Origin of the sequence: Flavobacterium pisciphilum (assembly GCF_020905345.1) — a bacterium.
Lineage (GTDB): Bacteria > Bacteroidota > Bacteroidia > Flavobacteriales > Flavobacteriaceae > Flavobacterium > Flavobacterium pisciphilum.
Map to the genome: position 1 here is coordinate 2,553,667 of NZ_JAJJMO010000001.1, position 24,703 is coordinate 2,578,369.

At 32.7% G+C, this 24,703-nt stretch carries 25 protein-coding genes; 6 read left to right on the forward strand and 19 right to left on the reverse strand.

Going from position 1 to position 24,703, the window contains the following annotated elements; translation table 11 throughout:
- Window positions 1-28: 28 nt before the first annotated feature.
- The gene (locus tag LNQ49_RS10675) at window positions 29-1,399 is read right to left on the reverse strand and encodes a saccharopine dehydrogenase family protein (protein ID WP_229988787.1); all 1,371 of its coding nucleotides are present in this window, start codon (window positions 1,397-1,399) and stop codon (window positions 29-31) included.
- A gap of 208 nt (window positions 1,400-1,607) precedes the next feature.
- Here LNQ49_RS10675 and LNQ49_RS10680 point away from each other — a divergent pair, with 208 nt between their 5' ends.
- Both LNQ49_RS10680 and pckA read left to right on the forward strand, forming a co-directional pair.
- The gene (locus LNQ49_RS10680) at window positions 1,608-1,994 is read left to right on the forward strand and encodes a DUF423 domain-containing protein (RefSeq protein WP_229988789.1); all 387 of its coding nucleotides are present in this window, start codon (window positions 1,608-1,610) and stop codon (window positions 1,992-1,994) included.
- An 80-nt stretch (window positions 1,995-2,074) separates the two neighbouring features.
- On the forward strand, window positions 2,075-3,676 hold the full coding sequence (gene pckA, locus LNQ49_RS10685) for a phosphoenolpyruvate carboxykinase (ATP) (RefSeq protein ID WP_229988790.1): 1,602 nt from the start codon (window positions 2,075-2,077) through the stop codon (window positions 3,674-3,676).
- Window positions 3,677-3,751: 75 nt separating this feature from the next.
- Here pckA and LNQ49_RS10690 read toward each other — a convergent pair whose 3' ends face one another.
- A complete protein-coding gene (locus LNQ49_RS10690) occupies window positions 3,752-4,807 on the reverse strand; it encodes a phytase (RefSeq protein ID WP_229988791.1) in 1,056 nt (351 codons plus the stop codon).
- Between the two features lie 76 nt (window positions 4,808-4,883).
- Window positions 4,884-7,691 (reverse strand): TonB-dependent receptor, encoded by a 2,808-nt coding sequence (locus LNQ49_RS10695; RefSeq protein WP_229988792.1) that lies wholly within the window; start codon window positions 7,689-7,691, stop codon window positions 4,884-4,886.
- A gap of 298 nt (window positions 7,692-7,989) precedes the next feature.
- On the opposite strand from LNQ49_RS10695, the gene LNQ49_RS10700 reads away from it, so the two are divergent.
- Window positions 7,990-9,090 carry a DUF4407 domain-containing protein gene (locus LNQ49_RS10700; RefSeq protein ID WP_229988793.1) on the forward strand — a complete coding sequence of 367 codons (1,101 nt, stop codon included), beginning with the start codon at window positions 7,990-7,992 and terminating at the stop codon, window positions 9,088-9,090.
- 93 nt (window positions 9,091-9,183) lie between these two features.
- On the opposite strand, the gene LNQ49_RS10705 is transcribed toward LNQ49_RS10700, so the two are convergent.
- The 10 genes from LNQ49_RS10705 to ruvC all read right to left on the reverse strand — a co-directional run bounded on the left by LNQ49_RS10705 (window position 9,184) and on the right by ruvC (window position 16,188).
- The gene (locus LNQ49_RS10705) at window positions 9,184-9,891 is read right to left on the reverse strand and encodes a PH domain-containing protein (protein ID WP_229988794.1); all 708 of its coding nucleotides are present in this window, start codon (window positions 9,889-9,891) and stop codon (window positions 9,184-9,186) included.
- Between the two features lie 69 nt (window positions 9,892-9,960).
- A complete protein-coding gene (locus tag LNQ49_RS10710; protein ID WP_229988795.1) occupies window positions 9,961-10,332 on the reverse strand; it encodes an MmcQ/YjbR family DNA-binding protein in 372 nt (123 codons plus the stop codon).
- Window positions 10,333-10,340: 8 nt separating this feature from the next.
- Complete coding sequence (locus LNQ49_RS10715) at window positions 10,341-10,691, reverse strand: DUF4260 domain-containing protein (protein WP_229988796.1); 351 nt, start codon at window positions 10,689-10,691, stop codon at window positions 10,341-10,343.
- Window positions 10,688-11,089, reverse strand: a complete 402-nt coding sequence (locus tag LNQ49_RS10720) for a GNAT family N-acetyltransferase (RefSeq protein ID WP_229988798.1) — start codon at window positions 11,087-11,089, stop codon at window positions 10,688-10,690. Before LNQ49_RS10720 ends, LNQ49_RS10715 begins: the two co-directional genes overlap by 4 nt.
- Window positions 11,086-11,853, reverse strand: a complete 768-nt coding sequence (locus LNQ49_RS10725) for a cyclase family protein (protein WP_229988799.1) — start codon at window positions 11,851-11,853, stop codon at window positions 11,086-11,088. Before LNQ49_RS10725 ends, LNQ49_RS10720 begins: the two co-directional genes overlap by 4 nt.
- Before the next feature lie 170 nt (window positions 11,854-12,023).
- Window positions 12,024-12,989, reverse strand: coding sequence for a D-2-hydroxyacid dehydrogenase family protein (locus LNQ49_RS10730; RefSeq protein WP_229988801.1), 966 nt, complete (start codon window positions 12,987-12,989; stop codon window positions 12,024-12,026).
- A 21-nt stretch (window positions 12,990-13,010) separates the two neighbouring features.
- Window positions 13,011-13,622: an SMI1/KNR4 family protein gene (locus LNQ49_RS10735; RefSeq protein WP_229988802.1), complete on the reverse strand. Its 612-nt coding sequence runs from the start codon at window positions 13,620-13,622 to the stop codon at window positions 13,011-13,013.
- Between the two features lie 237 nt (window positions 13,623-13,859).
- Window positions 13,860-14,237, reverse strand: coding sequence for a GxxExxY protein (locus tag LNQ49_RS10740; RefSeq protein ID WP_229988803.1), 378 nt, complete (start codon window positions 14,235-14,237; stop codon window positions 13,860-13,862).
- Between the two features lie 170 nt (window positions 14,238-14,407).
- Complete coding sequence (hemW, locus tag LNQ49_RS10745; RefSeq protein WP_229988804.1) at window positions 14,408-15,541, reverse strand: radical SAM family heme chaperone HemW; 1,134 nt, start codon at window positions 15,539-15,541, stop codon at window positions 14,408-14,410.
- A gap of 92 nt (window positions 15,542-15,633) precedes the next feature.
- Entirely contained in the window at window positions 15,634-16,188 is a 555-nt protein-coding gene (gene ruvC, locus LNQ49_RS10750; protein WP_229991333.1) for a crossover junction endodeoxyribonuclease RuvC, read from the reverse strand.
- A gap of 56 nt (window positions 16,189-16,244) precedes the next feature.
- Here ruvC and LNQ49_RS10755 point away from each other — a divergent pair, with 56 nt between their 5' ends.
- Entirely contained in the window at window positions 16,245-17,189 is a 945-nt protein-coding gene (locus LNQ49_RS10755) for a lysylphosphatidylglycerol synthase domain-containing protein (RefSeq protein ID WP_229988805.1), read from the forward strand.
- Window positions 17,189-18,289 (forward strand): glycosyltransferase family 2 protein, encoded by a 1,101-nt coding sequence (locus LNQ49_RS10760; RefSeq protein WP_229988806.1) that lies wholly within the window; start codon window positions 17,189-17,191, stop codon window positions 18,287-18,289. Before LNQ49_RS10755 ends, LNQ49_RS10760 begins: the two co-directional genes overlap by 1 nt.
- Here LNQ49_RS10760 and LNQ49_RS10765 read toward each other — a convergent pair.
- Genes LNQ49_RS10765 through LNQ49_RS10775 form a run of 3 tightly spaced genes read right to left on the reverse strand, consistent with a single transcriptional unit; the run spans window position 18,282 to window position 19,900 of the window.
- The gene (locus tag LNQ49_RS10765; RefSeq protein WP_229988807.1) at window positions 18,282-18,995 is read right to left on the reverse strand and encodes a DUF4184 family protein; all 714 of its coding nucleotides are present in this window, start codon (window positions 18,993-18,995) and stop codon (window positions 18,282-18,284) included. The genes LNQ49_RS10760 and LNQ49_RS10765 overlap by 8 nt on opposite strands.
- A gap of 2 nt (window positions 18,996-18,997) precedes the next feature.
- Window positions 18,998-19,474: a hypothetical protein gene (locus LNQ49_RS10770; protein ID WP_229988808.1), complete on the reverse strand. Its 477-nt coding sequence runs from the start codon at window positions 19,472-19,474 to the stop codon at window positions 18,998-19,000.
- A gap of 42 nt (window positions 19,475-19,516) precedes the next feature.
- Window positions 19,517-19,900 carry a hypothetical protein gene (locus tag LNQ49_RS10775; RefSeq protein ID WP_229988810.1) on the reverse strand — a complete coding sequence of 128 codons (384 nt, stop codon included), beginning with the start codon at window positions 19,898-19,900 and terminating at the stop codon, window positions 19,517-19,519.
- 49 nt (window positions 19,901-19,949) lie between these two features.
- On the opposite strand from LNQ49_RS10775, the gene LNQ49_RS10780 reads away from it, so the two are divergent.
- A complete protein-coding gene (locus tag LNQ49_RS10780) occupies window positions 19,950-20,450 on the forward strand; it encodes a DUF456 domain-containing protein (protein WP_229988812.1) in 501 nt (166 codons plus the stop codon).
- Between the two features lie 2 nt (window positions 20,451-20,452).
- Here the strand turns inward: LNQ49_RS10780 and LNQ49_RS10785 are convergent, their stop codons facing one another.
- From LNQ49_RS10785 to LNQ49_RS10795, 3 genes are read right to left on the reverse strand one after another with little or no spacing between them, the layout of a single operon-like run.
- Window positions 20,453-22,042 (reverse strand): MFS transporter, encoded by a 1,590-nt coding sequence (locus tag LNQ49_RS10785; RefSeq protein WP_229988814.1) that lies wholly within the window; start codon window positions 22,040-22,042, stop codon window positions 20,453-20,455.
- 4 nt (window positions 22,043-22,046) lie between these two features.
- Window positions 22,047-23,099 (reverse strand): HlyD family secretion protein, encoded by a 1,053-nt coding sequence (locus LNQ49_RS10790; protein ID WP_229988815.1) that lies wholly within the window; start codon window positions 23,097-23,099, stop codon window positions 22,047-22,049.
- Window positions 23,100-23,122: 23 nt separating this feature from the next.
- Window positions 23,123-24,472: a TolC family protein gene (locus LNQ49_RS10795; protein WP_229988816.1), complete on the reverse strand. Its 1,350-nt coding sequence runs from the start codon at window positions 24,470-24,472 to the stop codon at window positions 23,123-23,125.
- Window positions 24,473-24,703: the final 231 nt, after the last annotated feature.

Consider the following 24,703-nt stretch of genomic DNA (forward strand, 5'->3'; position numbering starts at 1 on the left):
TTCTAAAAAAAATTTTCAAAAAAAACGGTTAACTAAGAAGTTTATCGGGATTATATCCAAAATAAGGCATTGCCTGTTCATGAAATATTACACCGTATTCTTCTAATTCTTTTAAAATCGGCAGATACACTTCTTTATTTATGGGTAACTGAACCCCAGGAGTTGTAATCTTTCCATTCAATATCAATAAGGTTGCCATAGCAACAGGCAATCCAACTGTTTTGGCCATTGCCGTATACGTTTGATCATCGCCTATGCAAACCATTTTTGAATCTATTTGTGTGTCTACACCATTTAGTACATATCCAAATTTATGATACATTACGATCATGTCTTTATCATGTGGTTGTAATGTCCAATTATCTGAAAGTATTTTTTCTAATATCTGAGCTGGAGTAGCGTCTTTTAATCCAACAATCTTATTAGGATTAAACAAGTCAAGTTCTACAAGTTTATCCCACATAATATCGTCCTGATCTATTTTGAGAATCAAACGCATTTTGATTTCGACAGAATCAGTAGGATGATAAGGTAAAAAAGAATTCACAAACTGACGATAACTCATCTTTTCAGAATTCTCCATAACATAGCTATCATCTGTCATACCTAACTGCACAAACATATTCCATGCTTTCGAAAACCCAACACGTCTAATCGTTCCACGGTATAAAGTAAGAATATCTTCAAGTCCGTAAATGGTTCTATATTTTAAAGAATCTCTATTAGAATAAGCTTCAAATTTTCCATAACCCTCAACCTCTAGAAACTCCGTTCTACGAAACAAATTACAATATGGAATATATTTATAAGTGCCTTCCTGAATAAATTTGGCTGCACCACCCTGCCCTGCCAAAACAACATTTCGCGGAGCCCAAGTAAATTTATAATTCCATAAGTTATTATCCGATTCAGGAGCTACAAGTCCGCCACAAAAAGATTCGAACAATAGCATATCGCCGCCTTTCCCTCTGATTTCATCAATTACTTTCATGGCACTCATGTGGTCAATTCCAGGATCAAGCCCAATTTCATTCATGAAAATTAAATTATTGGCTTTAGCTTCCTTGTCCAATTCCTGCATGGCATCACTTATATATGATGCTGTAACCATATGCTTTTTATAAAGCAAACAATCTTTGGCAACTTCTATATGTAAATGAGCGGGTAACATCGATACTACAATGTCCGCTTTTTGAATAGCCAACGCTCGTTGTTCTTTGTCAAAAATATCCAATGCAATAGGAGTAGCATTAGGATGGTTATTGGTTTTCTTTTCGGCAAGAGCCAAAGACAAGTCACCTATAATAAGGTGCAAGTTTTCTTTTTCAGATTTATCCAATAAATACCGTATTAATGACGATGCCGACCTACCTGCTCCAATAACTAAAACTACTCTCATATTTTACATATATAACACAAACATACAATATTGTTATATCCATAACAATAAAATAATGTTAAAAAACTGAACTAACCATTATTTTAATCCAAAAATAAGCAGAATTTATCTATTTGAAACAACTTAAAATATTTCCAAAAGTTGTCATAATTTTTTTTCAGATTGAAAGTATTAAACCTATTTTTGTAAAGACTAATATATTTTTGTGATGGATAAAAAAATAATTGCAACAGCTGCTTTTTTAGGAATGGTAGCTATCATTTTAGGGGCATTTGGAGCACACGCTCTAAAAAAAGTTTTATCAGTAGAAGAACTAGTAACCTTTGAAACAGGTGTTCGCTACCAAATGTATCACGCCTTCTTTTTATTATTTGTAGCCACACGAAAAGAACTTTCACAAAAAACACTAAAAGTCATCTACAATTTAGCAGTAGCAGGAGTGCTATTATTCTCTGGTTCTATCTACTTACTTGCTACGAATAACCTTACATCATTTGACTTTAAAATTATAGGATTCGTAACCCCAATAGGCGGACTCCTATTAATTCTTGCTTGGAGTGTTCTTTTTGTTAAAATTATCAAACAAAAGTCATAAAATTCGTTATATAAAACTATATCTGAAATATAATATCTAATTTTACAGTCTATAAAATAAAACACAACAACTTAAAATTTATGGACAATCAAACGTTATCTACGCAATCGATTTCGCTAAATGAGTTAGGGATTAAAAATGCAACAATACATTATCAGTTATCGGCTGACGAATTACACAACATCACGATACAGTCTGGTCAAGGTGTAGAGGACTCAACAGGTGCATTAGCAATTAATACTGGTACATTTACAGGACGTTCGCCACAAGACCGTTTTATTGTAAAAGATAGTATTACAGAAGACCAAGTATGGTGGGGAAAAGTAAACATTCCTTTTGAACCAGCTGCCTTCGAAAAATTGTATGATAAGGTCACTCAATACCTATCTAACAAAGAAGTATTTGTTAGAGATTCATACGTTTGTTCAGATCCAAATTACAGATTAAATGTACGTGTTGTTACTGAAACAGCATGGTCTAACTTATTCTGCTACAATATGTTTTTGAGACCAGAAGTAAGTGAATTAGCAAACTTTACTCCAGAATGGACAGTAATTTGCGCTCCAACCTTCATGGCAGATCCAGCTGTAGACGGAACAAGACAAAGCAATTTTGCAATCTTAGATTTTACAAAAAAAATAGCTCTTATTGGTGGAACAGGATATACAGGTGAAATGAAAAAAGGAATTTTTTCAGCTTTAAATTTCATCTTACCAGTATTTAAGAACACATTACCAATGCACTGTAGTGCTAATGTTGGTAAAGACGGAGATACTGCTATTTTCTTTGGTTTATCAGGAACAGGAAAAACAACTTTATCTGCAGATCCAGACCGTAAACTAATCGGTGACGATGAACACGGTTGGACAAATGAAAACACTGTGTTTAACTTTGAAGGTGGTTGTTATGCTAAGGTAATCAACCTAACTGAAGAAAATGAACCAGATATTTTTAGAGCAATTAAAAAAGGTGCTTTACTAGAAAATGTAGTTTTCAAACCAGGTACAAATGAGGTAGATTACGATGATATCTCAATTACACCAAACACAAGAGTAAGTTACCCTATTACCCATATTGATAACATTCAACCTGGTTCAATAGGTAAAAACCCTAAAAATATTTTCTTCTTAACAGCAGATTCATTTGGTATTTTGCCTCCAATCTCGAGACTTACACCAGGACAAGCTGCTTACCACTTTATTTCAGGTTACACAGCTAAAGTTGCTGGAACAGAAGCTGGTATAGACGAACCTCAACCAAATTTCTCAGCTTGTTTTGGAGCGCCATTTATGCCGTTACACCCAACACGTTATGCAGAAATGTTGAGCAAAAAAATGAAAGATGCCAATGTAAAAGTTTGGCTTATAAATACAGGATGGACTGGTGGAGCATACGGAACAGGAACTCGTATGAAATTAAAGTACACACGTGCAATGATTACTGCAGCTTTAAACGGAGAGTTAGATAACGTAGCTTACGAAAATCACGCTGTTTTTGGAATTGCAAAACCACAAACTTGTCCTAATGTACCTAACGAAATTTTGAATCCAAGAAACACTTGGACAGATCCAAAATTATATGATATCAAAGCAGTAGAATTAGCAGAGAAATTCAAAGCTAATTTTGCAAAATTTGAAGAATTTGCTAATGCCGAGATTATGGCAGGAGCACCATTAGCATAATTAAAGGCTTTACTTACTAATTCAGAAAAAAAGAGCTGTTCTTAATCGAACAGCTCTTTTTGTTTTTATAACAATCTATTTTTTTGCCTTATCTATCAACTCTTGAATAGCATCCCAACTATAATAATGAAAGGTCATACCATTACTCATTGCTACAAAAAGCCCATTTGCAAAAGCACCACCTAAATTTACATTAGTCACATCAGCACCATCACACTCAATTGTAGAAGTAGGAATTTCAGCAAGCAAAGGGTAACTATTTAAATCCCCATTGGCACCCTCACGCGGATAAACCATAAACGTATTTGCTTGTTGGTTTGAAACCAATATATAGCCTGTTGTTGCTGTTTTTTTGTAAATAGCAATTCCTTCATTATCAGCTTTAAAATCTCCTTTACCAAAAACCGCAAGTTCCACATCACTATGATTACCTGCAGGATCTGCTACGTATTTCCTGATTCCGAATTGCTCATCACAATAATAGACCACTCCTAATTCATTATCCACAGCAATAGCTTCTATTTCTTTTTTCCCACTGTAAGAACCAAATTTACGAACCACTTTAGCGCCAACTATTCCGTTGCCTATATCCGACAGCTGATATTGCCACAAATAACTACCAGAAGGCCCAGATTTCCTTCCTACAATAGCAAAAATTGCTTGATCGCTAGGTCGAGTATACAAAGCAATTCCCATTGGATCACGTAACAACTCACCATCAAAAACAGAAATCCCACCATTATCTATAGGTTTTAAATCTGGCAAGCTAAAAATCCTGATTTTATTACTCTCTCTTTCTGTAGTAACCGCTACATCTATTTTTTCTCCATTTACCATTAAACCATAAGCAATATCTACATTGTTTGGTCTTTGTAGCGGTTCTGATTTAACTATAATTTTACCATTTAAATCAAAAGCATATAATCCTCCGTCGGTATCTTTATCTGTACCTACAATAATACTTTTTGATGGATCTGTAGGATGTATCCAAATAGAAGGATCATCGGTATCATGCGGAAGTGGTTGTGTTACAACTATTGGCTTAAGGGCATCTTTACGAACTGGTGCTAATTTACTCCCACAAGAAACCAAAAAAGCACTCACTATGAGTAGTATAAATTTATTTTTCATGTTATTGTTCTTTTAAAAAAATTGACAGGAATGTATTACCCCTGTCAATCCTAACTAAATTCATTGTAATTATATATTAAAAATCAAATTTCAATCCTAAATTGTATCGAGCTTGGTAATATTCTAACTGCTTAGTATGAGATTTTACACCTTGATAGTAACGCAACGGTTGGTTCGTTAAATTATTTGCTTCAGCAAAAAGACGAATCTTTGGTGTAATTTTAAACGAGGCATTAGCATCAACAAAAAGTTGCTTATCATAATAACTATCATTGTATTCATTTGAACCTAATTCATCTAAATAACCTGAAGTATAGTTAGTCGAAACTCTAGCCGAGAAACGTTTGTTTTCCCATGATAAAGACCCATTAAACATATGTGGAGCAGTTCCAGGAAGACTAATGTTACGTCTTTCATTTCCTTCAGCATCAGCAATCCCTTTGGCAGTAGATTTAGTATGAGTATAATTTAAATAAATTCCGAATCCTTTCAAAAATGGACTTGTAAAGAAATCCAATTGACGTTGAAACGCTACTTCAAATCCATAAACAGCTACATTATCACCATTTCTTTGCTGGATAAGTGTCCAATTATCAGCAGCAGGAATTGGGTTTTGTTGGTTAGGAAAATCTGCTGCAAATTTTGCAGTCGTGTATTGATTATCGCTATAAGTATAGATAAAATCATTCAGGTTTTTGTAGAAAACTCCACCTGAGATCAAACCAACTGATTTAAAATAATTCTCGGCCATGAAATCATAATTATAAGAATAGGTCGCTTTAAGATCTGGATTACCCGCCAATATTTGAGAATCAGTAGCAATATTATTGATATATGGCGCCAATGCATAATAATCTGGTCTTGCTAATGCTGTCGTTGCCGCTGCTCTTAACACCAAATCCTTAGTCGCATTATACTTAAATGAAATTCCAGGCATTACGTTTGTATACGAATTTGTTGTATTAATCTTTCCTTCAAGTTCTTCTTCATCCAAAACACGATTTCCTGTATAATCAATACGTGTATTCTCTACACGAAAACCTAAAATCATGGATAGTTTATCATTAAAATCCTGATCCCATCTTATGTAAGCTGCATAAATTTTTTCTTTAGCATTATAATTTACTGTCAAAAACTCAGCTGGATTTAACTCTTTCTTGAACAAATCTGGATTATTTAAATCAAGACTTCCTAGATATGAATTAGAAACAAATGCCCCTGGTACATACTTACTTCCTGCATTAAAATCAGCTCCATCATAATAACTAGTTCCAACATCTGCTAGAGTTCCTATTCCGCTTAACGGCTCATAAGAGTAAAAAATATTATCTCTCGATTTTTCTTTCATTCTTAATCTAAGTCCAGTTCTTAATCTTCCTTTTTCTGAAGGTATTATTGTAAAAGGAAAGCGAATATTCACCTTAGCACCAAACTCGCTCTCTTTTGTCTCATTAGTATTCTCCGTTGCCGAGTCAAATTTAAATTTATCTAAAGCTTCACCAGTTGTTGTAACCAAAGGGAATTCTAAATCTGATAAATCCTGAGCGGTATTCAATCCTTTCTGACGGTACTCAATATAACGCTCTTGTGGACGGTATTCTCTTGCTGTCGAATAATTTGCAGACCAATCCAAATCTAAATTCGAATTTATTAAATGTTCCCCACGTAACGCGTAATTCTGTACACGTTGGTCTTCAAGTCTTCTGTTTTTATTGCGATTATTATCAACTCCTCCTTTTGTCTGACGTTTTACTCTTCCTGTAAAACCTGTAATTTGTTCGCCATTGTAAATAGGCTTCATATCATCGTAAGTAGTTCTAAAACGATTCTCTCTATCATCTCTCCAATTATAAATCCCATTAGCAAAAATGGTATTGTTTTCATCAATTTTATAATCTAATGCTATTGCTCCACTTCTACGAATACGCTGAACATCGTATTTTCTAATTTCGGATTTACTTAAAAATTCATTTCCGAATTTATCTTTAGTCCAAGCAGCTTCGATATTATCTGATCCGTAATCTATATTATTGTAAGAACCACTCACTACTGCTCCTAGCTTACCATCAAAAAAACGATTACCATAAACTAATCCTCCAGTATAAATAGGTTTATCACGAATTGGTGCGTACCCTCCAGCTATTGTCGCAGAGATTCTTTCTCCATTTGGTGTTGCTCTAGTAATCAAATTTACTGAACCTCCAATAGCATCAGCATCCATATCAGGAGTAAGTGTTTTATTTACTTCGATTGTCGAAATCATATCCGATGGAATAAGATCCATTTGCACATTTCTATTATCACCTTCGGCAGAAGGAATACGATCTCCATTTAAAGTTACGGAGTTTAATGAAGGTGCCAAACCTCTAATAATAATATTTCTAGCTTCACCCTGATCATTTTGCATTGTAATTCCAGGTACACGTTTTAAGGCATCTCCAACATTTGCATCTGGAAAACGCCCCATTTGATCCGCCGAAATAACATTCCCGATATTTCTATTTGTCTTTTGTTGGTTTAAAGCTTTTGCCTGCCCTTTCAAGATATCACCTATAACAACTTCGTTCAATTCTGTTCCCGACGATTTTAAAGCAAAATCTATCACTGCATTTTTTCCATCAACAATAACTACATCTTGGATATTCTCAGTATATCCCATGTATTTAACTTTAACTTGGTATGCCCCCGACATTACATTAAGTAACTCATATCTTCCGTTATAATCAGAAACAGTGTACTTATTCTGACCAACAATTTCAATCATTGCTCCCGGTAAAGGCAATTTATCATCTGCATCTAATACTTTCCCAGAAACAATCCCTTTTTGAGCATAACCAACTAAGGTCATTAAAAAAAGAACTAATACTAAACATTTTTTTTTCATCTTGGTTTTGGTTGTTTTTACTACAGTACGAAACTAGTTTCTGTATATTAACTCTACCTCCTTAAAAATTTAACATATCGTTATGCTTCCTCTTTTTAAGCCTATTTTTTTTACTTTAAAATAACATAATCCCTTAAAAGATTGAGTAGAATTAACATTACTACTATTTAAAAATGCTATCAAAATCCCGTTTTAAAAACAAAAACAAGACTATAAACAAAAACATATCAACTATTTACCTCTATATTAATTTTTTGGCGTTAAATTTGCCTTATCAATCAATCAAAAACAATCAATCATGTTAAAACAATTTTTCATCCTTTGTTCTGGAGCTGACAAAGAGCTCCTCGAGGACTGTTCACACAGCGAACAAACCAAATACGTTGGTATTGGTGCCACTGTTTTTTTTACTGCAGTTATGGCATTTATTGCAAGTGCCTATGCATTATTTACCGTTTTTGACTCCATATACCCTGCTATACTTTTTGGATTTGTTTGGAGTTTACTTATTTTTAATCTAGACCGATTTATTGTATCTACAATTAAAAAAAGAGATCGTATTTGGGACGAATTCTTGCAAGCAACACCACGAATCATTCTAGCTGTTATTATTGCAATAGTAATTTCAAAACCATTAGAGATTAAAATTTTTGAAAAGGAAATCAACACCGTTTTATTAAAAGAGAAAAATGCGATGGCTCTTGCCAATAAGAAAGAAGTTGGTAACTTCTACAAATCTGATTTAGACAAAAACAAAGCTGAAATTGCAGGTTTAAAATCGGATATCCTCACCAAAGAAAAAGAGGTAAATGCATTATACTCAACTTACATCACTGAAGCCGAAGGAACATCGGGTACAAAACGATTAGGAAAAGGACCTGTTTACAAAGAGAAACGTGACAAACACGATGCCGCTCTAAAAGAACTAGCAACATTAAAAACTGAAAATGAGGCAAAAATAGCCGAAAAAGAAAAAGCCGAAAAAGTACTTCAAGCTGATGTAGACAAAAAAGTATCCGAAACACAACCTATAATCGAAGGATTTGATGGTTTAATGGCTCGAATAAATGCACTGGATAAACTACCTTGGATTCCATCTTTCTTTATCATGTTATTGTTTCTAGCAATCGAGACCTCTCCAATTATAGCTAAATTATTAGCCCCAAAAGGAGAATATGATTTTAAGCAAGAAGAATTTGAGACTGCATTAAAAGCTACTTTGGAACAAAACAAATACCAACGCAGCCTATTGGTAAAAACTAGTGCAGCAATGCATGACAAAGTTTACGCTGATATTGCCGAGGATAAAGAGCTCTACAACTTACAGCGACAAAAAGCAAAGGAATTACTAGAGCTACAAGCACATCGTTTTGTAGACAAACAGAAAGCAACACTATAATTTATCCCTTTAACGGTATAAGCTTAACAAAGTTTCATAAAAAAACCAACATTCATCATGTTGGTTTTTTTTATATTCATTTGTGGTTAAACACTACATATAACTCAAAATCTCTTTTTTGAATGTATCGTACTCACCTTGCATAATCAATCCGTTATCTAATAGTTTTTTATAATTCTGTAACTTATCAAAAAGCTCATCCTGAGTCATATCACTCAATCTTCTTTCGCCAGTAGCAAATGAAGTTTCTTGAACTGGTTCGTTATGAATTACTGCAGCAGGCATTATTTCGGCATAGCTAGTCACTTCTTCAGTTTCAATTTCTTCAATCTCTTCTTCTTCTATTACTGGCTCCTCTTCTTCTGGTTCAGCAACCTCAGCAACAGGAGCAGTTCCTAAAACTGGATTTTTAAGTATATCCAATTGCTCTTTTGCGTAAGTGAAAATTTTTCTTGCTTGAATTTTAGGGATATAATCTATAGTAAACTGAATGTCTGTTTTAGTAGAAAATGAAAATTCTGAACCTAAGATATTTTCTTTTACAAAAGTACCTACAATTTCGTCCCAAGTATAATCTGTAAAATCCATCGAAAGACCTAAATTTTTAGGCTTACATACAATGATTCTTTTATTTGTTACTACAATACTATCTGGAAAAACAGTAATTGCCGGTTTTTTTTGAACAGCAATATATCCAATCTCTTCACCTCTCATCAATAAATCATTGAGTTTAGAAGTAATTTTTTCTATCGCTTTTGGGTCTTGTTCTTCGTTTAAAAACTTTTTAAATTGTTCTTTCATGTTTTATAAGTTGCTAAGTTACAAAGTAACTGAGTTGCTAGTTTTTGTATTACATTACAAATGTAATGCCTAATTTTTTAATTCAATAATTTCATTCTGAATTTTCTTTGTCAAACTTTTGAAAACTAAATCATACGAATGATCAATAAGTTCTTTTATAAAAACAGTAGGCAAATCTCCGTTTATAGTAACAGTATTCCAATGTATTTTACTCATATGAAAACCTGGTTTAATATCATCATATTCTGCGCGTAACTCCTGAGCACGCTCTGGATCACATTTTAAATTTACCGAAGGAGTATTATTTTCCCATCGAGTCAAAGAGGACAAAGCAAACATTTTACCGCCAACTTTAAAGACCAATGTTTCTTCATCAAAAGGAAAATGTTCTGTAACTCCTTTTTTAGAAAGACAATATTCATAATACGTTTCTAAATTCATATCATTTCTTATTTACCAATTTCACCTAAATGTGTGTATTTAAATCCTGTTTCATACTTTAACCCGTATCCAAAAATTCGATCCATTGAAGCATGAGAAAACAATATAACTCCCCCAAGCTGCATTGCTTCTATCTTTAAATAACATCCTAAAATATAAACTAAAACTGCAATTCCCCTATGATGGAAAACATTATATAAAAAAGCCCCTGCTTTTGCATTAAAAGCATAACCAATCATTGAAAAATCGGGCACCAATATCCACACCAAAAACCACCACCATTGATAATCTAAGAGGCTAAATAAATATATTCCAAGAATAAATAAACCTAACTCTTCTAATTTTATAGCTGTTTTCATTTTATCACTTTTTCCATCATTTTCTCAGGAGTTTTTAATGCAGTAAAACCAAATTTGCTATATAAGAAATGAGCGTCACTTGTCGCTAATCTCCATATTTTAACGTCTTTTAATACAGGCTCATTTATCATTCTATCAATCAGAATCGACGAATATCCTTTACCTCGATGTTCTTCAATAATAAAAACATCCATTACATAAGCAAAAACCACATAATCGGTGATTACGCGGGCAAAGCCTATTTGTTTATCGTTCAAGAAAATTCCAAAACAAAATGAATTATCAATTGTTATCTGAACTTCTTCTATAGTACGTCCTGCTGCCCAATAAACATCTTTTAGAAAATGCTGAATAAAAGGAACATCTAATTTACTTTTATCTGTAGAAACTGTAATCATATCTTATACAAAATAGGTTTTGATGGACTTGCATCATTCTCAAACGAAGCAATTTGTATGTTCAGTATATAACTTCCGTCTTTTATTTCGTCAGCAACATAAATCATTTCAGTGATTGTAGCTCCTAGGCATGCATCTGAATTGAGATTATCTACATCTTTTACATTCCAAAATGCTTTGTGTGCCAATAACTTTCCCTCATCATGTTCCTTATCAACACTTGGTAAATCAATCAATAAGTGTTGAATCTTGCTTTCGCGAATAAAAATCGCTGCGTCCTCAGACAAATAAGGCGGATTGGTATTCGAATATTTTGCTGATTTTTTAGTTTTTTGATTCGGAAGTGTTCTAATAATTATTGCTTCTGGTGAAATCGAGCTATTCAACACTTTTTGAAGCTGCACTTTAGTAATTACCAAATCTTCCCCTTGAATCTCAGGTTCAACAGAAACTAATTCTGCCAAAAAGAAAAACTTTTTTAGCGATTGATTAATACTATAAAACGCTCGTGTAATATGTCCCAAGCATTCCGTATGTGTTCCATGCCCATGCGGATTAAAGAAAATATTATTAAAATTAGTAGATGATTTACCTTCTGAAACCTTTCCTATCCAATCACCAAAAACAACTGGCTCAATTACTGGTTTTTCAATATACCAAGCAATTGGATTATCATCAGTATTCGTTAATGCAATCGAAATATCGATAGGTTCAGATAAATCTATTTCAAAATTTTGATTGTTGTGTTTTATTGTCGCCTTCATATTTTATTTAACCACAAGATTTTATTTATTTTTAACCGCAAGGAACACAAATGTCTTTATTTATTTAACTACTAAGTTCGCAAAGCTTTATGTGAAAATTGCATTTCCGTCTTTACGTACATTGCGTGAACCTTTGCGAACTTAGCGGTTGAATACTTTAGATTTAACCCCTAATACATTACTTCAGGGTTTGCAATATTTGTCGGATTTCTGTTTACATAGTTGATTACATTCTCAAAAGCTTTCTCAAAATAAAGCTCGTAACTATCTTTCTCAACATAACCAATATGCGGTGTACAAACAACGTTTGGCAGTTGCAATAATTCAAAATCTACATCATAAATAGGCTCTTCTTCATAAACATCAATACCTGCAAATCCAGGTCTGCCTTTTTTCAAACAATGCAACAAAGCTCCTTTTTCTATTAATTCAGCTCTAGCTGTATTAATCAGAACAGCATCCGATTTCATTAAACTCAAATCGGTTTCTTTCACTATTCCAAAAGTACTTTCGTTGAGTCTAAGATGTAATGTAATCACATTACTTTGGGAGAAAAACTCTTCTCTTGAAGTCGCTTGAGTATATCCATCAAGAACAGCTTGATTTCTTGAATTTTCACTTCCCCAAACCAAAACTGTTGCTCCAAACACATTTGCATATTTTGCAATCTGTTGTCCTATCTTCCCATAACCCCAAATACCTATTGTTTTCCCTTTTATAGTAGAACCAATATTCGTTTGCCATTTTCCTTCTTTCATTCCTTGAATGGCTTGCGGAATCAAGCGAACTGTATTCATTAGTAATGCCCAAGCTAGTTCAGAAGGTGCAACAGGCGAACCAATTCCTTCGGCAACAGCAACTTTATATTTTGTGCAAGTAGCAATATCAAGGTGATTTGATTTTTTCCCTGTCTGACTTATCAATTCTAATTTAGGTAGCTTAGAAAGCAGCTCTTCTGTAATTTCAGTTCTTTCTCGAATTAAAACTATAATCTCGGAGTCCTTTAATAACTCCGCTAACTTTGAGTCATCTTTTTCTGTATGGTTAAGAACAGTAACATCTAATCCCTTCAACATTTTGAAGGATTCTAATTTTACAACTGCGTCTTGATAATCATCTAATATGGTAATTTTCATAATATCTATTGATTAAATGTTTTAATGATTATCAAAAACAGAACACCATTCATCGTAATAGTCTCCTGCCCATTTTTTCATATTCTTAAAATACCATTCTGCAGCTTCATCCGCAAGATTAAATCCATCTTCATCATCAATAATAGATTCTTCTTCAAAACTATTTAAAGCATGATGTAATGCTGCACTACAAAGAAGAAACTGACCAAAAGTATCAGCTACAATTTCGCCATTATCCCAACTTCCTGCGCCATGCATTAGCTTTTGAATACCATCTTCAAGATTATCAAAGTCAATAATAACGGGATCAGCACCTTCATCCGCAAAAAGAAAAAAGCCTTTATTCCAATTCTCAATTTCTGTATTCTTTACTGGATTGAAGTTGTATCCATTTTGCTTAAACTTTAAATTTTCAATTCCATAAATACACATTGGATTTCCAACAGTATCAAAATAAAAATCTTTTGCTGGAGCAAAGTCTTTTACATAATTCTTTAAGTTATCAGGGAGTATAGTCGAGAATTCCTCTTCTAGTCTATCAATATGGTGATTGTTTTTGGATTCACCGAAAGGGAAATCTTCGCCTTCATTCCAAAAACTTCTAATTTCTATTAAAGCATTTTCTAAAGTCATCTGATATTAATATTATTCGTTAATTCCATTTAAACCGCAAGGCTCTTATTTTTTTAACCGCAAAGAACACAAAGAATTACATTTACTTATTGCTATGTTCGCAAAGCTTTGCGTACCTAGCTGTTGAATACTTCACACATAACTGAAAAGGGCACAAATGTTTTTATTTATTCAATTACTAAGTTCCAAAGTTGTATCTAAAAAAGGTGCTTTTTCCCTTGTAATTAAAACAATTTTTCAAAGATTATTTACAACTCTTCGAATTCCATTTTTTACTAAAACAACATTAAAATTTATAAGCAAACCTAATTTACAATTCGTTAATTTCAAATAAGTTAATAGCTGTGCAAAATGAACATTATTTAAAGCCTCCACCGATTTTATTTCTAAAATTAATTTATTTTCTATAATAATATCCAATCGATATCCAATATCCAATTTAACTTCTTCATAAATTAAAGGCAATCCTTTTTGCTTTTCAATTTCTAAACCTGTTTTTTTCAATTCATAATATAAACATTCTTCATAAGCACTTTCTAATAATCCTGGTCCAAGTGCTTTGTGTACCTTTAATACTGAATCGAAAACAATTCTTGATAATTCATTCTCAGTCATATGTTTTTATTTAACTGCAAATAGTACAATACTCGCAATATTTAGAAAAACAAATCTAAGATTAAAATACACGACTATTCCTACATAAATTAATTTATTTACAATAAAAACTCACAAGTATTAATCGAAAGACCTTGCGCTCTTTGCGTAAAATCCTAGCGTTTAAACTCCTATTCCAAATTTATATAAAATAAATCAGACGCGATTCCATCTGTTAAGAATTTTCCTTTTGCTGTTGGTCTTAAAACATTATCCTTGATGAAAACCAATTCATCATCTAGAAACTTATTTGCTTGTTTCTTTAGATAAGCCAAATAATCCGCCCCAAATTCTTTTTCTATTCTATCTAACGAAACGCCCCAGATTGTTCGTAATCCAGTCATTATATATTCATTATATCGATCGGATACTGAAAGAACTTCTATTTCATTAGGCAATTTGCCCTCTTGAATTGATTTTAGATAAATTGAGTTATTAGATATATTCCAGCTTCTAGAAATGCCATCGTAACTATGTGCCGAAGGTCCAACTCCAACATATTTTTTACCCAACCAATAGGCTGAATTATTTTTAGAAAAATAGTTCTCTTTTCCGAAGTTTGACAATTCGTAATGAATAAAACTATTTGCTTCAAGAGTTTCAACCAAAATCATAAAATGTGCTGAAGCCACTTCATCATTAGGTTTTGCCACTTTTCCAGTCTGAATCAATTTATTCAATGCGGTTTTGGGTTCAACAGTCAAAGCGTAACTCGAAATATGTGGAATACCAAAACTAAGGGCAGTCTCAATATTCTGTTTCCATTTTTCATTACTCATTCCGGGAACACCATATATTAAATCCAGAGAAATATTATCAAAATATTTCGTCACTTCTTCTAAGCATTTTTTAGCTTCCACCGAATTATGAGCACGGTTCATCATCTTCAAATCATCTTCAAAAAAAGATTGAATCCCAATACTCAATCGGTTTATCGGACTTTTAGACAATTCGATTATTTTATCTGTAGATAAATCATCCGGATTTGCTTCGAGCGTAATTTCTGGATTATCCGCTACTTTATAATTCTTATAAACCTCTGCAATTAAAAACTGAATTTCATCACTAGTCAATACCGAAGGAGTTCCTCCTCCAAAGTAAATAGTCTCAACGATGTCATTTTCAAACTCATTCTTGCGCATAAAAAGTTCTTTGGCAATAGCCAAAACCATCTCCTCTTTCTTTTTCATCGAAGTTGAAAAATGAAAGTCGCAATAATTGCACGCTTGCTTACAAAAAGGGATATGAATATAGATTCCGCTCATTTTTTAGTTTTCAATTTCAGTAACAGTTCGCAGTCGCAGCAACAGTTCTCAGTAATTAACTGTGTGCAAAAACTGAAAACCCCGACTGACCACTATTTCTTAACTCGTTCCTCATTCTGTTTCACAAATGAATCCCAACCACTATAACTTTTCTCTCCAATTACTTTTCCTGAGTTAAAGAAGTGACAAACTGCGGCAGCCAATCCATCGGTACTATCGAGATTCTTAGGTAATTCTTTTAACCCTAAAAGCTGTTGCAGCATTTTAGCAACCTGTTCTTTACTGGCGTTTCCGTTCCCAGTAATCGCCATTTTTATCTTTTTAGGTTCATATTCGGTTATCGGGATATCTCTCGAAAGTCCCGCAGCCATTGCAACCCCTTGAGCGCGACCTAACTTTAACATCGACTGAACGTTTTTACCAAAGAAGGGAGCCTCTATAGCTATTTCATCTGGATGATGTGTTTCGATTAATTCGATGGTACGCTCAAAAATGAGTTTTAGTTTTTGGTAATGATTATCATATTTAGACAATTGCAATTCGTTAAGCTGCAAAAATTCCATTTTTTTATTGACGATTTTTATCAATCCAAAACCCATAATAGTTGTTCCCGGGTCAATTCCTAATATGATGCGTTCTTTTGTCAAGTGATTTTGTTTCAAGTTTGCCGTTTCAAGTTCAAAGTTTTCTGTTTCTTTGCGCTATGATTTCAATTCCTCACAAAGCTAAACAATTCCTTGTTCTTGTAGTCAAACTTTTGATTGTAGGTGGCGCATTTTATTTTATATATAATCAACTGGCTCAAAACGACAAACTCGACTGGCAAAAATTTACTGTTTTGTTCAAAAAAAATCAATCTATTTCAGGAATTGCATTTATATTATTACTGAGTGTTTTGAATCGATATTTTGAAATTTTAAAATGGCAGAATCTAGCACAGGTTATTCGAAAAATATCAGTTGCTGAAGCTACAAAACAGGTACTTGGAGCATTAACTGCTGGACTTTTTACTCCAAATGGAGTTGGTGAATATGCTGGAAAAGCTTTGTTTTTCGAAAAGAAAAACACTAAAAAAGTAGTATTCTTAAACCTTATTTGCAATGGAATACAAATGGTCATCACTGTTATATTTGGAATTTTTGGTTTGTTGTATTTTAATTCAAAATACAATGTAATCACTCCAACTACTGTTGCATTACTTTTTGGTCTTTTATTTGTAGTGTTTCTAGTTGTTTTTCTATTAAAAAAAATCACCATCAAAGGATACTCAATCGAAAAGTTGATTCATAAGATTAATGAAATTCCAAAATCAATCCATCAAAAAAACATTCTTTTAGGAATTTGTCGTTATTTAGTATTCTCACATCAATATTATTTTTTGTTTCTAGCTTTTGATGTTGACCTCTCTTATTTCACTCTAATTGCGACGATTACAGCCGTTTATTTTCTAGCGTCATCATTACCTACTTTTCAGTTTTTAGATTTTGCTGTAAAAGGAAGTGTAGCAGTTTATTTCTTCGGAATTCTTGATGTAAACGAATGGATTGTAATTTTCATTTCGACCTTAATGTGGTTTTTAAATGTTGTTTTACCTGTTGTTATTGGGAGTTATTATGTTTTGAATTTTAAAACTAAAACCACAAACTAATGATGCTTTTGTATGCTATAATACTAATTTATTGCCTTGTTATTGCATGGCTTAATTATGGTTTTACTAAAATAAAAAAGCAACAATCTACTGGATTAGATCCAAAAACACATTTTACAATTGTAGTCCCATTTAGAGATGAAGCAGAAAATTTACCAATTCTTTTAAATAGTATTTCAGCATTAAATTATCCTATAGAATTCTTTGAAGTAATTTTAATTGATGATGATTCAGAAGAATCCTTTTGTATTCTGTCTCAGAAATTTAATATTCAAATAACAAAAAATATTCGTGTTTCGAATTCTCCTAAAAAAGATGCCATTACAACAGCAATGCAGCATGCTACAAATCAGTGGATTATTACAACCGATGCAGATTGTATTGTTCCTAAAAACTGGTTGCAGATTTTAGATAATTATATTCAGCTTCACGATGTTTCTATGATTGCAGGAGCTGTTAGCTATCAATGTAACAATTCATTTTTGGATCATTTTCAGCAATTGGATTTAACAAGTTTACAAGGCGCAACAATTGGAAGTTTTGGATTAAATAAAGGTTTTATGTGCAATGGCGCTAATTTCGCCTATACCAAATCATTATTTAAAAAACTAAATGGCTTTGAAGGGAACAACAAAATTGCCAGTGGAGACGATGTTTTTTTATTACAGAAAGCAATCATAAATTTTCCCGAGCAAGTACATTATTTAAAAGCCGATGAAAATATCATCATAACAAAACCAACTCCAGATTGGAGAAGCTTGTTTTATCAACGGGTTCGCTGGGCAGCCAAAACCGGCTCTTATCAAAGTACGTTTGGAAAATCATTAGGTATTCTTGTTTTCCTTGCCAATTTAAGTGTGGCATTAGCTTGGATTCTGTGTCTTACATTCCAACTAAACTATATCAATCTATTAAGCATACTAACTCTTAAGTTTATTCTAGACTCGATATTACTTTATCAAACCAATTCTTTTCTAACCAATAAACAAATGCGTTACTTTATTTTATCAAATTTATGGTATCCGTTTTTCAGTACTAGCGTTGCTTTATACAGTTTATTAGGAAGTTATGAATGGAAAGGCAGGCAGTTTTCTAAATAGTTTTTCTATCTATAAAAATTAAACCGACAAAAGTTAAGGCTAAAAATGCTGAAGAAATTGTACTTACTACTATACTTCCTATCTGCTTTAACGTCATTCCGAATGCAAATCTTATTCCTAAAATAATTACAGTAATACATAGTACTAAAAGCCAATATTTTAAATTAACTTCATTTCTTTCTTTAATTCTAACAGGCAACTTATAAATATATAGAAGAATGAAAACCATCCCAACTAGAGAACTTAGATGCTGTGCTATTTTATAAAAAGGAATAGTAAATAATTCTGCGTTTAAAAAAGGTATCCTTTGTACAAAATAACCCCTTTCATGTGTAAATGCATCCCAAAAGATATGAGAAATAATCCCTAATAAAAGCGAGAATATCACAATATGTGCATTGGACTTAAAGTAACTAACCCAGTTCATTTCTTTTAAAACGAATAATCTTTCTTTTAAGAAATCAGGCAAATTAGCTATAAATGGTCTTTTTATTAACTCATGAAATAAGAATGCAACTAAAATTCCTAAAGGAATATCTACTAAAAACATTCCTAAAAAAGTATGTCCGATATCTCCTTGCATTTTCATTCTAAAAAAATATTCAAAATCAGGAGACATTGCCCCAACAATTAAACCTGTAGCAGAAAATTTTTTATTTTTTAAGAATGGTAGAATAATGGCTGGATGCGAAAAAGTAAACGGCATCGCTACTCAACCTTAAGAATTACTGGCAATACAAATTGAGTTTTTACAGGAATCCCACGTTTAATAGCAGGATTAACTTTTGGAAAATCGACTAAACGTGCTCGCAGGATGCTATCAATCTTAACCGTATCATAAGCTACTGAATCTTTTGGAAACTGTGGTTCGAATTTCATTGTAGCGTTTGGAAAAATTGTCACTTTTACTTCAATAGTATCTAGTTCTGGATAAAGAATAGCAAGCGTATCAATGCTTAGTTTTTGCTGAATAAGCTGTGTCATTATCTCAAAAAAGCACTGCTGGCGCTGCTTTTTATTTTCAATTTTCTCACACTCAACCACCGATGGAAACTCATCAACTTCTTTCCAATTAATCGATTTTAGTTCTTTTTGCAATAATTCTTTTTCAGAAGGTACCTGCTTCTCAAAATATTGACAAGAGTTAAACAAAAAGATTATTAATAAAAGTGAAAATTGCTTCAAGGGTTTGATTTTGAATTGAACTATTAATTTATAAAAATACAATTATTTTTTTTGAGAAGCTTTGAATAACAAATAATCCTCATAACTTTCTGAAAGCCATTTCTCTTTGTTTTTTGCTGCAACTTCTTTTTGATCAGGATATAGAATTGACAATCGGTCTGAAAAAGTGGCAATTTGAACTGTATAATTATAAAACTGTGTTTTAGTTAAAACGACATCTGGATTACTTCTAATTTTAAAGAAATCAAAAAAAAGAGCATCAAAATCCTTCATTGAAAAATTTAATACTTTTTTCTTATTACTTTTATAAATGCTATCCTGAAGTAGTCGATCGTCTATTGAGAGTTTTTTAGTTTGCGCATATGTATCTGTATTGATTAAAAAAATCAAAAAACAAAACATCATTAATTGCAAAATTCTAGACATAGACGAGTTTTACTAAAAGCATGTACGCGCAAAATTACAAAAAAATTATATGGATTCACTATTATTGTTACTCGGTTTTATATGCATGATTATTGGAATTTTAGGCAGTTTCCTACCTGTTTTACCCGGAATAAGCCTAAGTTGGATAGGTTTATTGTTACTTTATTTAACAAAAGCTGTTCCGATGAATTATTGGATTTTAGGAATTACACTGGCAATTACAATTGTCATTTCCATTTTAAACTACATCATTCCTGCCAAGGGCACTAAGAAATTTGGCGGTAGTAATTATGGCGTTTGGGGAACTAACATCGGCTTAGTTGTTGGAATTTTTGCCCCGATTCCTCTTGGTTTTATTATTGGCCCATTTGTTGGAGCTTTTATCGGAGAACTTATCTACGACAAAAAAGATCATAATCGTGCCTTAAAAGCTGCTACAGGTTCCTTTATTGGCTTTCTAGCTTCAAGTTTCATAAACTTTATGCTTTGTATTGTATTCTTTGGTTTATTCCTTTCGCTTGTATGGCAAAATCGTGCTGGATTATTCTGAATTTAGAAACTATTCCAAACTCTATTTCTAAAGACATCAAAAGTTTGTTTTAAATGCTGATTAATTCCTAAAAGAATTACCACAATTAACAATCCATATCCAACAAGAGTAAAAATCTCCATATTAGACAGCAAAATAGATTGCTTGGTAATAGAACCTAAAATTTGTTTCATTGCCAAAAGATTAGCTTCATCCGGATTAAAACCTTTACTAATAAAACCTTGTGTAGTCTGTGCGATTCTACTTTGTGTCTCAGGACTTTCGGGTGCAACAAACTGTGTTAACTTTGTAAAATGCGATTTCTGAAAAAATTTCTCAGCATTTTGCATAATACAAAACCCTATCGTACTTCCCCAAAAACGACCAGAAACCCCTATCGCTCCAGAATAAGGTGCCAAGCCTGTTGGTACTGATGACATGGTAAACAAAACTAATGGCACAAACAAAACTCCAACTGCAACTCCTTGCAAAACATATGGTATTGCCATTGTTGCCAATGAAATATCAGGCACAAAAAGAAAGGTAAACCATAAATGGAATACTGCTAGAATAAAGAATCCTAGCATAAAAATATATTTAGACGCTACCGTTTTTGCTAGAAAAACCGCAGCCAAAACCATTCCGATAACATTACCTATCACATTAAGAAATTGAACATGAGCAACACGTGAGGGTTCCCAATTCCAGACACTAAACATCGTACTATGACAAATATTAAGTGTTGCTCTACCTATATAGAAAAGAAAAAACAACAGAAAACCGATTCGCAGATTGGCATATCGAAAAACATTCAGATCAAAACAAGGACGTTTTACATGCAATTGTCTAAAAATAAACAAGCCTGTCGAAATTAAAGATGCAATTAATGCAAATCGGATTTCGAAAGATTCAAACCAATATTTTTTCTCAGCATATACAAAGAAATACGCTCCGCATAATATGGCTATTAACAATAAAACAAAACTAGTCCAATCTATTTGATACAATGGGATTTTTCGGTGAAGACGACTATCATTAAAGGTTATCATGATTAGTAAAACACAAACAATCTGAAATAATGCTGATCCGTACGCCATATATTTCCAGTCGTAGTTCTCCAAAAGCCAAACAGCAATATTCATTATAAAAGGCGATGATAACAACAATGCACCATAATTAAATGTAAATCCAATTATAATTGCATTTTTAGATTTAAATCGGGTAATTAATAATTGCCTTAACGGCACACCTGGCAATGCCATTAAAAAACCTTCAGCCATTCTTATAATAATGAATAGCGAAAAGTTCTTAACATAAGCCGACAGCATTATAGTAATAGCTACTAAACAAAATACTGCAATCAAATATTTTTTGGTTGGGAAAAATTTAGAGAATCGACTCTCTATTAATATTGTGGCAAGTAAAGTTCCATAAGTAACACACATCGAAAATTGTAAATCTTCTGGCTCTATATCCAAAAAACTTGATGCATAAGTAACATTTGAAGAGTAAACTCCCAACAAAATCATAGAGTGCAACATGCAAAAAAACAAGATTACAATGATTGCCCAGTTCGGAACCCATGATTTAAAAACGCTCGTATTGTCTAACATTATGTTATTTGTGTTCGGCTACAACAGTTATATTCATTCCGGCACGAAGGAAGTCAGCTTGTTCACTTGTGTCTTTTAATTTTATTCTTACTGGAATTCTTTGTTCAATCTTAATAAAGTTTCCAGTAGCATTGTCTGGTGGTAATAATGAGAATCGTGCACCACTTGCAGGAGATAACGAAGTTATCACACCCACAAATTCTTTATCATTAAGTGCATCAGCATGTATTTCGACTTCCTGACCAATAGTCAAGAACTGCACTTGAGTTTCTTTAAAGTTTGCTGTAATCCATTTTTCTTTACTAACCATCGAAAGCAAAGTTTGTCCTTCTTTTATCATTTGCCCTGGCTGAATTGTTTTTTTAGCCACCCAACCATCATAAGGCGCAGTGATTACTGTGTATGAAAGAAACAAAGCGGCATTATCTGCTAACGCTTGCTTAGACTGAATTACTGTTTGTGCAGTAGGAACACTCGCAGCTGCTTGCGATGTATTTAAAGTCGATGTTTCAATTCGATTACTCATTTCTTGATAATGAGCCTGAGCTGATTCGTAATCTGCTTTTACTTTCTCTAATTGTTGCTCAGTTGCTGCTTCTTCTTTAACCAAAGCTTTGTATCGTTGGTATTCTAGTTGTGTTTTCCAAAGATTTGTTTTGGCTGCAGCCAATTGCGATTTCCCAATTGTAGTTGCACTTGCAGTTGTTACTACATTTTTTTCAACAACTACACTATTTCCTTTAGCGCTTTCAACATCTGCCAAAGCAACATCTAACCTTGATTTATATTCACGGTTATCAATAACCAACAAAGTATCTCCTTTATGAACAAATTGATTTTCCTCATAACGAACCTCTTGAACATAGCCAGTGATTCTTGACATAATAGGCGTAACATACTGCTCAACCTGAGCATCATTTGTTTCTTCATGGTTTTTATTAAAAACATAAAACCAAATTCCCAAAACGATTCCGCTCAAAACAAGCACGCACGCAATAACTGTTATCAATGTATGAAACGACTTATTAGCTCTTGTTTCATTTTTAATTTTTACCATAAAAACTTATTCTCTTTTTAAATTTAATTATTTAATAATCCAGCTGTATGAAGCAATTCATAGTGCTTCATTTCTGCATCAATTCTGGTTGCGATTTTATTAAATTTCGCTTGCAATAAGGCGTTATCCGCATCGACCATTTCGGTAATAAGAACCAATTGATTCAGGTATTTTAACTTTACGATGCGATAATTCTCCGTAGCCAATTCTAGTGCTTTATCAACAACTATAATCTTCTCGACTATTTCCTGATATTGAGTATGATTTTTAAATAATTCATCCTGAACTTTATTTTTCACAATTTCCGATTGCGCTTTTTGCCATTCAACCTTTGAATTGGCAATATGTACTTTGGTTTTATTCTTATACAATCCTGACAAACTAAATGTTGCTTCAATTCCTACCTGTCCTAAACTATACAAATATGGATTTGGTGGAAAAAACATATAATTAGGGTATTTAAAATTATAGTCTCCAAAGAAATTTATTGTTGGATAATAATTCCCTTTTGCCAATTTTAGCTCTGTCTTCTTGATTTCAATTTCTTGGTGTGCAATTCGCATCTCTTCATTTTGAAGTGTATGATTTAAATAGAAATTATAGTTATCCAGACTTACATTTTCATTTAAACTTGCCGTTGTATCAATAGTAATTTCTTGCTCTTCTGGTAACTGAAGGATTGTTTGTAACTCGTGAAGTGCAATTTTGATGTTTTTCGAATTTGTTAAAGCATTCAACTCACGATCTGAAAGCTGAAGTTCAGCTCTTAAAACTTCATTTTTTGTAATTGTTCCGTGATTTTTCAAAGATTGAACTTCTTTAAGTCGGCTTTGCTCTTCTTTAATGTTTTCTTCAATAATTTTTTGAAGTTCCATCATTTTCTGAATTCCCAGATAAGTAGCAATTACCTCTAACTGAATATCACTTTCTGTTTTTTCGCTTTTTACTAGAGCAATTTTACTTTCTTGATTAGCGATTTCTATAGCATTGTTTATTTTATTACCAGCATATAAGGGTACTTTGATAGCTGTACCAATATTATACATCTCCGGAATAGTATGCGTTACCGCTTTATCTTTTAAAAACCCACCTTTAAACTCTGTTAAGTTTGTAACACGAGAATAAGAACTATTAAATTCTATTTCGGGCAGACGAAGTTCTTTAGTTTCTTTAATATTCTCTTTAGAAATGTCAACCTCGATACGAGATCTAAGAATATTTTTGTTGTTTTCTTTTGCAATTTTTATTGCTTCTTGTAATGAAATCGGATTGCTTTGTTGAGCTTGTAGTGTAGTTACTCCTTGTAAAATCAGGATTAAAACCAGATTTTTAGAAAAATAACGTATTGTCGAAAACCTTTTTTTAAGGAACATGAATGTAGTGTAATTTATTCACTGCAAAGTTCTTTCATTTTATAATTGCCTGATAATTCTAAAAAGTCAATAACATATTCATTTCGGACAAATTTTAACAATTGAAAATCAGCTAAATCGAAGGAAATCGTTATAGTTAAGTGGATTGAGCATATTCTAACAAAGAAAAATTTGACGAACTATCTAATGAAGATTATAAACAAAAAAGCTAATCCAGAATAAAATCTGCAT

Coding starts and splice junctions, on each gene's coding strand:
- LNQ49_RS10705 (WP_229988794.1), bottom strand. CDS start 9,891: ATGAAAGAACAATTTAAAAAGTTTTTAAACGAAGAACAAGACCCAAAA.
- LNQ49_RS10780 (WP_229988812.1), top strand. CDS start 19,950: ATGGATTCACTATTATTGTTACTCGGTTTTATATGCATGATTATTGGA.
- LNQ49_RS10765 (WP_229988807.1), bottom strand. CDS start 18,995: ATGCCGTTTACTTTTTCGCATCCAGCCATTATTCTACCATTCTTAAAA.
- LNQ49_RS10700 (WP_229988793.1), top strand. CDS start 7,990: ATGTTAAAACAATTTTTCATCCTTTGTTCTGGAGCTGACAAAGAGCTC.
- LNQ49_RS10760 (WP_229988806.1), top strand. CDS start 17,189: ATGATGCTTTTGTATGCTATAATACTAATTTATTGCCTTGTTATTGCA.
- LNQ49_RS10715 (WP_229988796.1), bottom strand. CDS start 10,691: ATGAAAACAGCTATAAAATTAGAAGAGTTAGGTTTATTTATTCTTGGA.
- LNQ49_RS10680 (WP_229988789.1), top strand. CDS start 1,608: ATGGATAAAAAAATAATTGCAACAGCTGCTTTTTTAGGAATGGTAGCT.
- LNQ49_RS10735 (WP_229988802.1), bottom strand. CDS start 13,622: ATGACTTTAGAAAATGCTTTAATAGAAATTAGAAGTTTTTGGAATGAA.
- LNQ49_RS10690 (WP_229988791.1), bottom strand. CDS start 4,807: ATGAAAAATAAATTTATACTACTCATAGTGAGTGCTTTTTTGGTTTCT.
- LNQ49_RS10720 (WP_229988798.1), bottom strand. CDS start 11,089: ATGATTACAGTTTCTACAGATAAAAGTAAATTAGATGTTCCTTTTATT.
- LNQ49_RS10775 (WP_229988810.1), bottom strand. CDS start 19,900: ATGTCTAGAATTTTGCAATTAATGATGTTTTGTTTTTTGATTTTTTTA.
- LNQ49_RS10725 (WP_229988799.1), bottom strand. CDS start 11,853: ATGAAGGCGACAATAAAACACAACAATCAAAATTTTGAAATAGATTTA.
- LNQ49_RS10740 (WP_229988803.1), bottom strand. CDS start 14,237: ATGACTGAGAATGAATTATCAAGAATTGTTTTCGATTCAGTATTAAAG.
- LNQ49_RS10785 (WP_229988814.1), bottom strand. CDS start 22,042: ATGTTAGACAATACGAGCGTTTTTAAATCATGGGTTCCGAACTGGGCA.
- pckA (WP_229988790.1), top strand. CDS start 2,075: ATGGACAATCAAACGTTATCTACGCAATCGATTTCGCTAAATGAGTTA.
- hemW (WP_229988804.1), bottom strand. CDS start 15,541: ATGAGCGGAATCTATATTCATATCCCTTTTTGTAAGCAAGCGTGCAAT.
- LNQ49_RS10675 (WP_229988787.1), bottom strand. CDS start 1,399: ATGAGAGTAGTTTTAGTTATTGGAGCAGGTAGGTCGGCATCGTCATTA.
- LNQ49_RS10795 (WP_229988816.1), bottom strand. CDS start 24,472: ATGTTCCTTAAAAAAAGGTTTTCGACAATACGTTATTTTTCTAAAAAT.
- LNQ49_RS10695 (WP_229988792.1), bottom strand. CDS start 7,691: ATGAAAAAAAAATGTTTAGTATTAGTTCTTTTTTTAATGACCTTAGTT.
- LNQ49_RS10790 (WP_229988815.1), bottom strand. CDS start 23,099: ATGGTAAAAATTAAAAATGAAACAAGAGCTAATAAGTCGTTTCATACA.
- LNQ49_RS10710 (WP_229988795.1), bottom strand. CDS start 10,332: ATGAATTTAGAAACGTATTATGAATATTGTCTTTCTAAAAAAGGAGTT.
- LNQ49_RS10755 (WP_229988805.1), top strand. CDS start 16,245: ATGATTTCAATTCCTCACAAAGCTAAACAATTCCTTGTTCTTGTAGTC.
- LNQ49_RS10730 (WP_229988801.1), bottom strand. CDS start 12,989: ATGAAAATTACCATATTAGATGATTATCAAGACGCAGTTGTAAAATTA.